This is a genomic window from Monashia sp. HAY1-2A (assembly GCF_056755315.1).
This window is the reverse complement of sequence record NZ_JBNDHY010000119.1, coordinates 1-13,393: the sequence shown is the minus strand read 5'-3', so window position 1 is coordinate 13,393 and position 13,393 is coordinate 1. Positions and strand designations below refer to the sequence as shown.

Genomic DNA, 13,393 nt, shown 5'->3' with positions numbered 1-13,393 from the left:
CGACGTCGGGGTGCAGTGCCAGGGCTCGCGGCGTCGTAGAACCCTGGCCCGTAACGACATTGAGCACGCCATCGGGCAGACCTGCCTCGAGCGCGAGTTCCGCCACCCGCAAGGCCGACAGCGACGACAGCTCCGATGGTCGCACCACGATGGTGCATCCAACCGCCAGAGCGGGAGCCACCTTCCATGCCAGCAGGGTCATGGGGAAGTTCCACGGCACGACCACGCCAACCACTCCAACCGGTTCGCGCGTGACGAGCGCGAGCGCATTGCTGCCAACCTCGGGCACCTCACCAGTCAGCTTGTCCGCCCACTCGGCATACCAGCGGTAGCACGCGACGGTCGTCCGCATCTCGATCGAATGCGCATACTCGATGGGCTTACCCATCTCGAGCGAGACCAACAAGGCAAGCTCGTCGCGGCGAGCCTCGATGACATCGGCGAAACGGTGCAGCACACGCTTCCGATCCGCAGGGGACATCCGGGACCAGGGCGAATCGGCAAAGGCACGCCGGGCCGCCGCGACCGCCATGTCGACATCGACGGCCGTCCCGTCCGGGACTGTCGCCAAGGGCTTTCCGTCTCGAGGCGCCAGGACCTCCATCACGCGTCCGTCCGCCGCCGGCCGGCAGCGACCATCGATGACCATCAGCCGGGGCGGGGCCAGCGATTCCGCTTGGGCGCGCCACATCTCTGCTGTCTGTCCGGCTGGCATCGGGTGACCCTTCGTTGCGAGGAGGTTCGCGGGTGGGCCTCCTCAGCAGACGGATCCATGCTCAGGAGGCGGTTCGCTGGTAGACGCGGGTGCGTTTTTCTACAGGTGTCCAACTTAAGCCCGGGCCGAAGAGTCGTCAAGCGCTCAAGAGTCGCCCGCCACGACGCCAGACATGTCGGTCACGCTTTCGATAAGGGTTGGCTCTGGGTCCAAGGGGTGCGGCCCAGCGCGAAGTGGCGAAAGCAGCCCCGCCGCTACGAGCTGAGTCGCCGAGCAGCCGGGCCACACCCGAAGGCCCGATGCCGTGCAGGCCCAGCAGCGAGGTCCCGGTCGCCGCGACGAGCTGCTACAGCTCGGTGTCGGCGGCCTTCTTCTTGGCATGGATCCGCTCCAGGCCGGCCACCAGCTCCATGGCCACGCGCTTGCGGGTCTTGCCCACGGCGTCCCGCGCCCGGACCCCCGGCCAGCAGCGCCTTGGCTTGGGCGGAGCACGGTGTCTAGTGAGATCCGGCCCGATGTAGCTGGCCTGCCATCGTTTCGAGGGCAATCTTCGCAAGTATCCGAAACCCTCGGCGGTTCGGCCTACTTGACACTCTGGTCGCCGTCCTGCGTGCTGCCGGACGGGCAGCGGCGGCGAGCGAGTCCGGCAATCTGCGTGCGAGGCCGAGTGGCTTACCGCCCCTACCCCTCCACTCGTGTCCCTCGACGTCCCTCGCACCCATAACGGCGAAACCGCAGGTCAGGGGCACTATCCGACGCGCTGAGCACAGAGCTGGCGGGGGGACTCGAACCCCCAACCACCTGTTTACAAGACAGGTGCGCTGCCAATTGCGCCACGCCAGCGGTACCGGTGGAGCGACTATCGCCCCGCCCGGTCGGGCGCCAGCGTAACCGAGCACTAGCCTCCGGGCCCAGACCGGTCGAGGAGCGGAGCCCTGCCCCACCATGGAACCAGGGCGACACATGAAGGACGGCCCCGCGGGACCCAGGGGTTGGTCGCGCGAGGCCGTCCGGTCAGGCTCGGTCAGACAGCGTCACGGCAGACGCAGCACCTGGCCGACGTAGATGAGGTTCGGGTTGTGCACCCGAGCCTTGTTCGCAGCGTACAGCGTCTTCCAGCCGCCGGAGACGTGGTACCGCTGCGCCAGCGTGCCCAGCGTGTCGCCCCGACGGACGGTCACCCGCTTGCCGGTTCCGGCGTAGCTGTTGACCTTCTTCGTCGTCTTCTTCGTCGCGTAGGTCTTCTTCTTCGAGACCTTCTTCTTCGTCGTGACCGGCTTGCGGTCGCTCGAGCGCGACGCGGCGGCGTCGGCGCCACCGTTGGCTCGGGTCAGACCCGCGCGCTTGGAGCAGACCGGCCACGCACCGGGGCCCTGCACGGCGAGGACCTTCTGGGCGATGGTGATCTGCTCGGCCTTGCTCGCGAGGTCGGCGCGGGAGGCGTAGGCGCGACCGCCGAAGCCGACCCAGGTGCTGCTCGAGAACTGCAGGCCGCCGTAGTAGCCGTTGCCGGTGTTGATGTGCCAGTTGCCACCGGACTCGCACTGGGCGACCGCGTCCCACACGGTGGCGGCCTTGGCCGACCCGGCGGCGGTGACGCCACCGACGACGGTGGCCGCTCCGGCGATGCCGACTCCGGCGATGCGCTGCTTCATCGAGACCCGCTTGGCGGCAGCATGCTTGGACAGGTACTGCATAGGGGTATTCCTTCCTGACGCGCGCCTGCGGGGTTAGCTGTCGGGTTGGGGACGTCAGGTGCCCTGCCGCGGCTGCGGCTTCACCCCAAGGTCAGTCGAGTCGGCCCTCGACCGTCGGCGAACGACGGTCTTCGACATGACAACTCACTGACCACACTGGGTCCCCCGTCCTCGCCCGGCCCACGGGTGTGGGCTGCGTCCCTGGCTGGCGAGGCTCGGCGCGCTCAGGGACCGGATTGCTGGGTGTCCATGTGAAGTTATCCAGCGTGCCGTGTGGAGGCCGGACGCACGGCGCCTACCGGTGGTGGACACCCCGGAAACCCGAGACCACCCCTTTCCGGCCCGGAGAACCGGGACCGCCGAGGCACGACGGTACGTGACGAGTGAATGAACCACAACCCGATCCGAGATGATTTCGTGATCTTCTCGAGATCTGGCCTTGACCGAACGGGGCCGATCGGCAAGGACCGGACGGCGGCCGCCACGGACGCCGCCACACCCACCCCGCGAGCGCTTCAGCGGGTGAACGGGTTGCCGCTGAAGGGCAGCCAGGTCAGGCTCGAACCTTGGTCGACGGCGACGAGCCCGACGACGAGCCCGGCAACGACCAGTGCCACCGCGACGACCTGCGACGGTGTCCCCACCGGCACGAGCCGGCGCACGATCGAGCGGGACCCGCGGCGCAGCGACACCCCGCCGGGACCCCACCACAGCATGGCGAGCCCCGCGATGCCACCGACGGCGAGCGTCGTCGGCGATCCCGGCCCGAGGTCGGAACCGGTGGCACCGGCCAGCAGGAACGCCGTCGCGAAGATGCCCGCGAGCGCCACCGCGAGCGGCAGCACCAGGCTCACGGCCGTGGCGACGGCGCCGACGAGGAGGTGCCACGGACTCGTCACGACGGCGAGCGGGATGTCGGTGCCGCGGCGGCCATGGGCGTACCGACGGAACACGAGCGCGGACACCGACCGGTCGGTGGCGCGGGCGACGACGGACCACACGAGCAGCGCGAGGAACGCGTACCCCGGCCAGGACATCAGGGCGCCGACCCAGGCGATGCCCGCGGCCCCGAGCAGCCCGGTGCGCATGGCCAGGCCGATGCGGGGGTCACCCTCGCGCGGGGCCTGCTCGGGTTCCTCCTCGTCCCAGTCGTCGTCCCAGTCGTCGGGCCCGGCGCCCGGGCCGTGGCGCTCGTCGTAGAGGTCCCGGCCACGGTCACCGTCCCACGGTGCCGGGTCGTGCTGGGGCGCGGCGCTGCGACGCGGCCCGCTCGGCGGCGGCGCCCACCGGACGTCGTCCGGGGCGGGCCGCGTCAGGAACGGCGTCGGCGACGGGCTCGGCGGCGGGGCCACCGGCGGCAGGACCGCGGTACCGCGGTCCGGGAAGACCTGCGTGTCGCCCGCGGCGTCGAGGACCTCGGTGCGCCCGTCGTCCCACGGGGCGCTCGGGGAGGGCACGGTGGCCGCCCGCCCGGCGGCGTACTGCTCGAGGGCGGCGATGACCTCGTCGGCCTGCGGCCGGCGGGCCGGGTCGGGCGAGAGGGAGGCACGCAGCAGCGGCACGAGACGGGGATCGACACCGTCGACGTCGACGTCACCGGCGCGCACTCGGCTCAGCACGGCGTCCATCCGCGAGCGCCCGAACGGGGGGCGACCGGACGCGGCGTACGTGATCGTCGCCGCCCAGCCCCACCAGTCGGTGGCGTCGGTGATCGGGGCACCCTCGACGAGCTCGGGCGACAGGTAGCCGGGCGTGCCCATGACCAGACCGCCGACGGTGTGCCGGACGTCGTCCTGCACGTGCGCGATGCCGAAGTCGATGAGGACCGGCTCGCCCTCCTCGACGAGGACGTTGCCGGGCTTGATGTCGCGGTGCACGACGCCGCACGCGTGGATCGACCGGATCGCCTCCGCGACGCCTCGCGCGAGGCTGACGAGCTCGCCCGGATGGAGCGGGCCGTGCTCCTCGACGATCTCGTCGAGCGCCGGCCCGGGCACGTAGCGGGTGACGATGTACGGGCGCGGGCCCATGACGTCGGCGTCGATGACGCTCGCGACGCGCGGGTCGCGGACGCGCGAGAGCGTCTCGACCTCACGCATGAGGCGCTGCCGGGCGTCGGCGTCGTGGGCCACGTGCGCCCGCAGCACCTTGATGGCGACGGCACGCCCGCGCGGGTCGAGGGCGAGGTGCACGACGCCCATGCCGCCCTCGCCGATCTCCTCGACGAGGCGGTACGGTCCGATGCGCCCGGAGCCGTACGCGTCGCGGCCGGCGCCGATGGGCACGCCGCCGGTGCGCGGGCCGGTGCGCCGGCCGGACCGCGGAGCGGCGACCCGCTCGGTCCGGTCGTACGCAGTCATGCTCCTACGGTATGCGACCGCAGGGGGTGTCGCCGACGACCTCGGCGCGTGGCGCAGGTCGGCTCAGCGGGAGATGTAGTCCCGCAGCTGGTCACGCTCGGACTGCAGCTCGGACAGCCGGTGCTTGACGATGTCACCGATGCTGACGATGGCGGTGAGGCGGCCCTCGTCGTCGAGGATCGGCACGTGGCGCACCCGCTGCTCGGTCATCGTCGCGGCGAGGTCGGCGATGTTGTCCGCGGCGGTGCCCGTGGACACCTCGCTCGTCATGATCTGCGACACCGGTGCGTCGAGGATGCCGGCCCCGGCGGCGTGCAGGTGCCGTACGACGTCGCGCTCGCTGACGATGCCCTCGACGGTCGTGCCGTCGGAGCTGACGACGACGGCTCCGATGCGGTGCTCGTCGAGCACGGCGAGCAGCCCGGACACCGTCTCGTCGGGCCGGACGGTGACGACCCCGCCGCCCTTCGCCCTCAGCACGTCAGAAATCTTCACGGCGACCTCCTTCACCTCGGGTGAGTGCCCCGGACACGTGCCTCCGTCGATCTCGACGACCCTGCGCGGTGCCCTGACTCGACCCTAGAGCGCACGCCGACGGGGCGCCACCGTTCCCTCGTTAGAGTGAGACCGATCCGCCGGCACGTCCTCGCGCCGACGCGACCGCCGCGGTCCCGCCCGTCGCCACCCGAGTCGTCTCGGTGGGTATGCCGGGTGGTGGCCAGGCAGCACGACCTGCACGACGTCACCCGCGGCGTCGCGCCCCAACGACAGGAGCTGATCCCCGGTGCCGTCCGACCGGCAGACCTTCGACCTCGTCATCGCGGCGAACCGCCTCCCCGTCGACAAGGTGGTCCTCGACGACGGCGCCAGCGAGTGGCGCCGCTCCCCCGGCGGTCTCGTCACCGCGATGGAGTCGGTGATGCGCTCGCAGCCCGGCGCGTGGGTGGGCTGGGCCGGGGACTCCGGCGAGGCGCCCGAACCGTTCGACGAGCACGGCATCCACCTGCACCCGGTGGCGCTGTCCGCCGACGAGGTCCGCGACTACTACGAGGGCTTCTCCAACGACACCCTGTGGCCGATCTACCACGACGTCATCGTGCCGGCCACCTTCCACCGCGAGTGGTGGGCCGCCTACCAGGCCGTCAACGAGCGGTTCGCCCGCGCCGTTGCGGAGGTGGCCGCCGAGGGCGCCCGCGTCTGGGTGCAGGACTACCAGCTCCAGCTCGTCCCGGCCCTCGTGCGCCGGCTGCGACCCGACGTGCGGATCGGCTGGTTCAACCACATCCCGTTCCCGCCGGTCGAGCTGTTCGCCCAGCTGCCGTGGCGAGCCCAGCTGCTCGAGGGGCTGCTCGGCGCCGACTTCCTCGGCTTCCAGCGCCAGGCCGACGCCCGCAACTTCGTCCGCGCGTGCCGGCAGCTGCTCGGGGCACCGACGAAGCGGGACCTCGTCACGGTCGAGGGCACCGGGCGGCGCGTCCGGGCAGCGGCCATCCCGATCTCCGTCGACTTCCACGGCCTGGAGGAGCTGGCCAGGACCCCCGAGGTCATGGCGCGGGCGCGCGAGATCCGCGAGAGCCTCGGCAACCCCGAGGTGCTCATGCTCGGCGTCGACCGCCTCGACTACACCAAGGGCATCCGGCACCGCCTCAAGGCCTACGAGGAGCTGTTGTCCGAGCGGCGCCTCGGCCCACCGGAGGTGACGCTCGTCCAGGTCGCGACGCCGAGCCGTGAGCGCGTCGACGCCTACCGCAACCTCCGGGCGGAGATCGAGCAGACGGTGGGCCGGATCAACGGGGACCTCGGCAAGATCGGCGCGCCGGCAGTGCACTACATGCACCACTCGTACCCGCGCGAGGAGATGGCGGCGCTGTTCCAGGCCGCCGACGTCATGCTCGTCACCCCGCTGCGCGACGGCATGAACCTCGTCGCCAAGGAGTACGTGACCTGCCGGTACGACCTCGGCGGCGCCCTCGTGCTGTCGGAGTTCACCGGCGCCTGGCACGAGCTGCACCAGGCCTTCGCGTGCAACCCGCACGACATCGAGGGCCTCAAGCAGACGATCCTGCGCGCCATCAACACTCCGGCCAAGGACAAGCAGCGGATCATGAGGGCGCTGCGCCGACGCGTCGCCGACCACGACGTCCAGCGGTGGGCCGCGCGCTTCCTCGCCGCCCTCGACGCGGCCCCCGACGTGCCGCATCCGGTGCCCGACGACGCGGCCGGCCGCGCGCCCGGGTCCACCCGTCGGGAGGCGACGGCATGAGCGCGTCCGCGCTGCCCGACACAGCCCTCCGGCAGGCGGCGTCGGCGCCGACGCTGCTCGTCGCCACCGACTACGACGGCGTGCTGGCGCCGTTCGACACCGACCCGATGCGCGCCGCGCCCCTGCCCGGCAGCGTCGACACGCTGCGCGCCCTGGCCGGGCTGCCGGGCGTCACCGTCGCCGTTGTCTCCGGTCGCGACCTCGCCACGCTGCGCATCCTGACCCGTATCACCGAGGACGAGCCGCTCGTGCTCATCGGCAGCCACGGCGCGGAGTCCTCGGACGGGCGGGTGCGCGCGGCGATGGAGGCCGCGGCCGTCACCCCCGACGACGAGGTCACCCTCGCCGAGCTGCGCTCAGACATCGAGGCGCTCGTCAAGGAGCGCCACCCCGACGCAGGCATCGAGCACAAGGCGGCCGCGGTCGTGGTGCACACGCGCGGCCTGCCGAGGGAGGTCGGCGATGCGGCCATCGCGGACGCCCGACGCGTGGCCCTCGACCACCAGGGCGTCAAGGTGCTCAAGGGCAAGTCGGTGCTCGAGCTCTCGGTCTCCCACGCGGACAAGGGATCCGCGGTCACCGCCCTCGGCCGGGCGGTCGGCGCCACGGCTCGCGTCTACCTCGGCGACGACGTCACCGACGAGGACGCCTTCATGAGGATGACGCGTCCCGAGGACGTCACGGTCAAGGTCGGCACCGGCTCGACCGCGGCCCGCTACCGCCTCGACGACGAGCCCGCCGTCGCCCGGTTCCTCACCAGCCTGCTCGAGGAACGCCGGGGAACGCACACGGCCGACTGACCGCGGGCGCGCGCGCTGACCGCCGGCGCACGCACGCCACGTTCGCCGCGTCCGGCGTGTCGGGTCAACGGTGCCGGGCGGCGCCCGTCGAGCCGCGCACGACCAGCTCGGGCCGGAACACGTACTCCGCACGCGGAGAAGGCTGCCCGGCGATCTCGTCGAGCAGCGCCCGCACCGTCGCGGCGCTCATCGCGTTGACGCTCTGGCGCACCGTCGTCAGCGGCGGGTCGGTGAAGGCGATGAGCGTCGAGTCGTCGTACCCCACGACCGAGAAGTCGCGCGGCACCTGCAGGCCGCGCTTGCGCGCCTCGCGGATCGCACCGAGCGCCATGAGGTCCGAGCCGCAGACGACAGCGGTCGCCCCCCGGTCGAGCAGCCGCCCGGCAGCGGAGGCCCCGCCCTCCACCGAGAACAGCGACCGCTCAATGAGGTCGTCGACGTCGGGCCGGCCGGTGAGCTCCTGCATGGAGTGGCGGAACCCGGCGATCTTGCGGATGACGGGCACGTACCGGTCCGGGCCGACGGCCAGGCCGATCTCGCGGTGCCCGAGCGCCACGAGGTGCTCGAGGGCCAGCCCCATGGACGCGACGTCGTCGTTGCTGATGAAGGGCGCGTCGACACCCTCGATGTAGCCGTTGACGAGCACGAGCGGCAGCCCCCGCTCGCGCAGCGCGATGTAGCGCTCGGGGTCGGTCATCGTGTCGGCGTGCAGCCCGGAGATGAAGATGATGCCGGCGACGCCGCGCTCGAGGAGCATCTGGACGTAGTCGTCCTCGTGGACTCCCCCGGCCACCTGGGTGCACAGCACCGGCGTGTAGCCGTTCTGCGCGAGCGAGCTCTCGATGATCTGCGCGAACGCGGGGAAGATCGGGTTGGTCAGCTCCGGGACGATGAGTCCGACGAGACCGGCGCTCTTGCGCCGCAGGCGGCTCGGTCGGTCGTAGCCGAGGACGTCGAGGGCCGTCAGCACCGCCTGCTTCGTCGACTCGGCCACGCCGGGCTTGCCGTTGAGCACGCGCGACACCGTCGCCTCGGACACGTTCGCCTGCTCGGCGATGTCGCGCAGCCGTGCCTTCACCTCAGTGCCCTCTCCGTCGGACGTGCCTGGCGCCGCCGTCGGTGGGCCTCCACGTCCAGATGCGCACCCCCGGGCCGGTCGCCGACAGTGTGACAGCACGGGCGCCGATCTTCGGACGGTGTCCGTACGCCGACGTGCCCTCCTCGATGCCGCCGAGGTGGCGCCTGTCGACCACGACGGGCTCGTGGGCGGCGCGGGCGACGTGGACGAGGGCCACCTCGTCGGCCGTCTCGCGGAGGAAGACGATGGCATCACCCGCGGCGTGCACCCAGCGCAGACCGCCGTGCCGAAGCGCGGCGGACCGCCTCCGGGCCGAGATCAGTCCTCGGTAGGTCCCCAGGATCCTGGTGTCCCAAGCCGACTCGTCCCACGGCATCGGACGGCGGCCGTCCTCGCCGAAGCTGCCCCGCATGCCGATCTCGTCACCGTAGGTCAGCATGGGCATCGACGGTAGCGTGAAGAGCAGGCCGGCGGCCGCGTCGACCCTGCGGTCGTCGTCGCCGACGAGGGTGCGCACGCGGGTCGAGTCGTGCGAGCCGACGAGGTTGAACGAGTGGACGAGCGAGGACCACGCGATGCGGGAGGTGAAGTCCCGCATCGTCTCGACGACGGCGTCTGCTTCGAGCAGCGGCACGGGCACCGGCGCGCCGAGGAAGTTCGGGTCCCCGGTCTCCTCGCGCAGCCACGTCCACACCGGCTTGCAGAACCCGGCGTAGTTCATGACGCCGTGCCAGCCGTCACCCGGCATGTCGACCGTGTAGTCGTGGACGTGCTCGCCGACGAGGAGCGCCTCCGGTGCCCATCGCCCCAGCGCGTCGCGCATCTGGGCGGCCACCTCGTGGTTGACGTCGGTGGCGCGCCACCGGCCGGTCATGTTCGCGACGTCGACGCGCCAGCCGTCGAGCCCGCCCGAGCGCCCCAGCCACTTGCGCACGACACCGGAGCGGTCCTCGAAGAGGCGCCGGCGGAGGCCGTGGTTGAGGTGGTTGAGCTTGGGCAGGGACTTCACGCCGAGCCACGAGACGTAGTCGTGGCCCTGCCAGATGTAGTAGTCGCGCTCCGGGGTCCCCTTGCCGTTGGGTCCGGACGCCGTGAGGAACCACTCGTGCGCGTCGCCCGTGTGGTTCGTCGTGAAGTCCCCGAGGACCTTCATCCCCCGCTCGTGCGCGGCGGTCGTCAGGCGACGCAGCGCGGCATCGCCCCCGAGCAGCGGGTCGACGGCCTCGAAGGAGGACGCGTCGTAGCGGTGGTTGGAGCGGCCCGGGAAGAACGGCGTCAGGTACACGACGTCGACGCCGAGGGACTCGAGGTGGTCGAGGCGCTCGACGACGCCGTCGAGGTCGCCGCCGTAGAGCTGGTGGGCGATGGCGCGCCGGCTCGTGTCCACCGGGTCGTCCCACGCCGCCGGCACCGCCCAGTCGGGCACGGCGCGGCGGTCGGCCCGGGCCGACCGGGCGAACCGGTCGGGGAAGATCTGGTAGACGACGGAGCCCTGGGCCCACGCCGGCGCCGGGCGCTCGTGCGCGACGAGGCGGAAGTCGCTCGCGTCGGGCACGTCGCGCAGGTGCACGCCGGTGCCGTTGAGCCATGCGTACCTCGTCGGGCCACCGGCGAGCAGGAACCGGTAGGTCGTCACCGGGTTGTGGCAGACGAGGCTCGCCTTCCACCACGCGTCGGTGGCCGTCGTCCGCACGAGGCGCGCCCTGGCGAACTGCTGCTCGCCGTCCGGCGCCGTACGCACGTGCACGGCGTCGACCTCGCACTCGAGCGGCACGCGCACGAGCAGGTCGACGGTGTCGCCCAACCGTGGCGTGAGGTTCGAGACGTAGCGGGCGGAACCGTCGTGATGCGGTTCGGACAGGAGGGTGGGGATCGGTGCGGGGCTCGGGCTCACTTGACCGAGCCCGCGGTGAGCCCGCCCACCAGATACCTCTGGACGGCGAAGTAGAGGGCCATGACCGGCACCGACGCGAGGAGGGCGCCGGCGCAGAACGGGCCGAAGTACTTGTTCTTGTCCGCCTTGAGCAGCGACCACAGGCCCACGGCGAGAGTCTGGTTCTCCGCGTCCTTGAGGAAGATGCTCGCGAGCAGGAACTCGCTGAAGAGGCCGACGAACGACAGCATCGCGACCGTCGCGAGGATCGGCAGGACGAGGCGCAGCGTCATCGTGAAGAAGATGCGCGCGTGGCTGGCGCCGTCGACCTTCGCCGCCTCGTCGAGCTCGCGCGGCACCGTGTCGAAGTACCCCTTGAAGAGCCAGACGTTGGCCCCCATGGCACCACCGAGGTAGGCGATGATGAGGCCGGCCTGGGTGTTGAGGCCGATCGGAGGCACGGAGTCCCCGATGTAGTCGAACGTCAGGTACATCGCCACGAACGCGAGCATGACGGGGAACATCTGCGCCAGCAGGAGCGCCATGAGCCCGCCCCGGCGGCCGTAGAAGCGCATCCGCGAGAACGCGTACGCCGCGGAGGCGCCGATCATCACGCTCGCGAACGCTCCGACACCGCAGATGACGAGCGTGTTCCGGTACCACGACCAGTACGGACGCAGGTCGAACAGCTCGCCGAAGTTGCCGAAACCGGCGTTGTTCGGCAGCAGGCTCGTCGTGCTCAGCGTCCCCGACGGGTTGACCGCCGCCGACACGATGAACACGAGCGGGAACAGCGCCCAGACGAGGGCGACCGCCGCCAGCACGTACTTCCACCACATGCCGGACCGACGCTTCTGCCCGACCGGGTGGATCGCGTTGGCCTGCTCGAGGTCGGCCGAGGTCGTGGCCGTCGTCGTGGTCGTCGCCATGTCAGTTCACCTCTTCCAGGGCCTTGGTCTGGCGGAAGCCGATGAACGACATGACCGCCACGATGAAGAAGATGATGATCGAGATCGCCGCCGCGTAGCCGAAGTTCGGTGCCGCGCTCGTGAAGGCGAGGCGGTACGCGTACGTGATGAGCAGGTCGCTGGACCCGATGGCGCTCTGGCTGCCCTCGAACGGCCCGCCCTCGGTCATGAGGAAGATCAGGCTGAAGTTGTTGAAGTTGAAGGCGAACGAGGCGATGAGCAGCGGCCCGACGGCGACGAGGACGAGCGGCATGATGATCGACCGGACCGTCCGGAAGCCGGTGGCGCCGTCGATGGCCGCGGCCTCCTTGACGTCGCCCGGGACCGACTGCAGCGCACCGGTGCACACGATGAACATGTAGGGGAAGCCGAGCCACAGGTTGGTGATGAGGATCGCCGCCTTGGCCGCCGTGCCGCTGCCGAGCCAGTCGACCGTCAGGCCGGTGACGTTGTTGATGAGCCCGAACTGCTGGTTGAACATCGAGGCCCAGACGAGAGCCGTGACGAAGCCGGGCAGCGCGTAGGGCAGGACGAGGACCGCGCGCATGATCTTCTTGCCCTTGAGCCGGTCGTCGTTGAAGAGCAGGGCGAGGGCGAGCCCGAGCAGGAACGTCGAGAGCACCGACACGGCCGCGAAGACGAAGTTCCACAGCAGGATCTTGAAGAACCCGGAACGCAGCGTCGGGTCGGTCAGCGCGTTCGAGAAGTTCTTGAAGCCGACGCTCTCCTTCCAGCCCTGCGGGAGCCGGTCGTTGGGGTCGGCCAGGTTGACCCACGACGCGTTGTTCGGGCCGTACACCTTCGCGGGCTGCCCGTCGGCGACCGGCCGGCTGTCGGTGAGCCGGTCGGTGCTCGCGTCGTAGCTGACGGCCGGCTTGCCCTCGAACGCCTCGGACAGGCCCACCCGCTTGATGGCGGCCCCACCGCCCGTCGGGACGGAGAAGTCGTCGAGGTCCTGGCGGCCGTTGACCTCGCGACCGTTGAGGATCGTGTAGCCCTTGACCGCGGTGACCTTCCCGGTCAGGCCGGCGGTCACGTCGCCGGCCGGCAGCTCGGTGAGGCCGTCCTTGGTCCCCGCGTAGACCTTCTTGGTCGTCGGGTCGGTCAGGATGTAGACCGGGTCGCCGGTGGCCTTGTCGTCACCGGCCTTGACCGCGACGCTCAGCGCGTAGCGGGGCTTGCCGGGCACCTCCTCCACCGAGGAGCCGACGATGGCCGCGACCGACTCCTCCTTGCTCAGGCTGTGGCCGTCGCCCCAGTTCGTGAACGCCGTGGCGCCGGTGAAGACGGCCGGCCAGATCTGGAAGGCGAGGAAGAAGACGAGGCCGGGGAACAGGTACTTGGCCGGGACGTTGCGCCGCGTGGAGTACACGAGGAGCACCGCCAGACCGACGAGCCCGAGCACCACGGTGCCGATGAGCTGACCGTTGGCGGCGAACAGGCCGGCCATGTAGACGACGGCGGCCAGGACGACCGCGATGACGACCCACTTGAGCACGACGTAGGGAGAGCGACTCATCGTTGAATCTCCGTCGGGAGGGAAGGGCTGGGGGCGGTGGTGCGAGGGGGGGGGGGGGGGGGGGGGGGGGGGGGGGGGGGGGGGGGGGGGGGGGGGGGGGGGGGGGGGGGGGGGGGGGGG

Annotated in this window: 10 protein-coding genes, 1 tRNA gene, 1 pseudogene and 1 riboswitch; of the genes and pseudogenes, 2 read left to right on the top strand and 10 right to left on the bottom strand. The window is 71.2% G+C overall.

The genetic code is table 11. The features are described from left to right. The 6 genes and pseudogenes from ACPYOM_RS16250 to ACPYOM_RS16225 all read right to left on the bottom strand — a co-directional run. Positions 1 to 715: aldehyde dehydrogenase family protein (locus tag ACPYOM_RS16250; protein WP_481346755.1), on the bottom strand; the 715-nt coding region annotated here is incomplete at its 3' end. 496 nt (positions 716 to 1,211) lie between these two features. Continuing rightward, positions 1,212 to 1,433 (bottom strand): annotated as a pseudogene (locus ACPYOM_RS16245) (hypothetical protein); the annotation flags it as partial. Positions 1,434 to 1,485: 52 nt separating this feature from the next. Beyond that, positions 1,486 to 1,558: transfer RNA gene (locus ACPYOM_RS16240), tRNA-Thr, on the bottom strand. A 191-nt stretch (positions 1,559 to 1,749) separates the two neighbouring features. Beyond that, positions 1,750 to 2,412 (bottom strand): transglycosylase family protein, encoded by a 663-nt coding sequence (locus ACPYOM_RS16235; RefSeq protein ID WP_481346754.1) that lies wholly within the window; start codon positions 2,410 to 2,412, stop codon positions 1,750 to 1,752. Between the two features lie 5 nt (positions 2,413 to 2,417). Beyond that, positions 2,418 to 2,603, bottom strand: a riboswitch (cyclic di-AMP (ydaO/yuaA leader). 324 nt (positions 2,604 to 2,927) lie between these two features. Then, positions 2,928 to 4,772 carry a serine/threonine-protein kinase gene (locus ACPYOM_RS16230; RefSeq protein WP_481346753.1) on the bottom strand — a complete coding sequence of 615 codons (1,845 nt, stop codon included), beginning with the start codon at positions 4,770 to 4,772 and terminating at the stop codon, positions 2,928 to 2,930. Between the two features lie 63 nt (positions 4,773 to 4,835). After that, complete coding sequence (locus ACPYOM_RS16225; RefSeq protein WP_481341688.1) at positions 4,836 to 5,267, bottom strand: CBS domain-containing protein; 432 nt, start codon at positions 5,265 to 5,267, stop codon at positions 4,836 to 4,838. A 289-nt stretch (positions 5,268 to 5,556) separates the two neighbouring features. On the opposite strand from ACPYOM_RS16225, the gene ACPYOM_RS16220 reads away from it, so the two are divergent. Both ACPYOM_RS16220 and otsB read left to right on the top strand, forming a co-directional pair. Further along, positions 5,557 to 7,035 (top strand): alpha,alpha-trehalose-phosphate synthase (UDP-forming), encoded by a 1,479-nt coding sequence (locus tag ACPYOM_RS16220; RefSeq protein ID WP_481346752.1) that lies wholly within the window; start codon positions 5,557 to 5,559, stop codon positions 7,033 to 7,035. Further along, positions 7,032 to 7,835 (top strand): trehalose-phosphatase, encoded by an 804-nt coding sequence (otsB, locus tag ACPYOM_RS16215; protein WP_481346751.1) that lies wholly within the window; start codon positions 7,032 to 7,034, stop codon positions 7,833 to 7,835. The genes ACPYOM_RS16220 and otsB overlap by 4 nt, the downstream gene beginning before the upstream one ends. 64 nt (positions 7,836 to 7,899) lie before the next feature. Here otsB and ACPYOM_RS16210 read toward each other — a convergent pair whose 3' ends face one another. The 4 genes from ACPYOM_RS16210 to ACPYOM_RS16195 all read right to left on the bottom strand — a co-directional run. Continuing rightward, on the bottom strand, positions 7,900 to 8,913 hold the full coding sequence (locus tag ACPYOM_RS16210; protein ID WP_481341691.1) for a LacI family DNA-binding transcriptional regulator: 1,014 nt from the start codon (positions 8,911 to 8,913) through the stop codon (positions 7,900 to 7,902). A gap of 1 nt (position 8,914) precedes the next feature. Continuing rightward, positions 8,915 to 10,807, bottom strand: a complete 1,893-nt coding sequence (locus ACPYOM_RS16205) for a glycoside hydrolase family 13 protein (protein ID WP_481341692.1) — start codon at positions 10,805 to 10,807, stop codon at positions 8,915 to 8,917. Beyond that, positions 10,804 to 11,715, bottom strand: coding sequence for a sugar ABC transporter permease (locus ACPYOM_RS16200; RefSeq protein WP_481341693.1), 912 nt, complete (start codon positions 11,713 to 11,715; stop codon positions 10,804 to 10,806). The genes ACPYOM_RS16205 and ACPYOM_RS16200 overlap by 4 nt, the downstream gene beginning before the upstream one ends. 1 nt (position 11,716) lies before the next feature. Then, positions 11,717 to 13,393 (bottom strand): ABC transporter permease subunit (locus ACPYOM_RS16195; RefSeq protein WP_481346750.1); only part of this gene is annotated, 1,677 nt, incomplete at its 5' end.

Coding starts and splice junctions, on each gene's coding strand:
- ACPYOM_RS16235 (WP_481346754.1), bottom strand. CDS start 2,412: ATGCAGTACCTGTCCAAGCATGCTGCCGCCAAGCGGGTCTCGATGAAG.
- ACPYOM_RS16230 (WP_481346753.1), bottom strand. CDS start 4,772: ATGACTGCGTACGACCGGACCGAGCGGGTCGCCGCTCCGCGGTCCGGC.
- otsB (WP_481346751.1), top strand. CDS start 7,032: ATGAGCGCGTCCGCGCTGCCCGACACAGCCCTCCGGCAGGCGGCGTCG.
- ACPYOM_RS16200 (WP_481341693.1), bottom strand. CDS start 11,715: ATGGCGACGACCACGACGACGGCCACGACCTCGGCCGACCTCGAGCAG.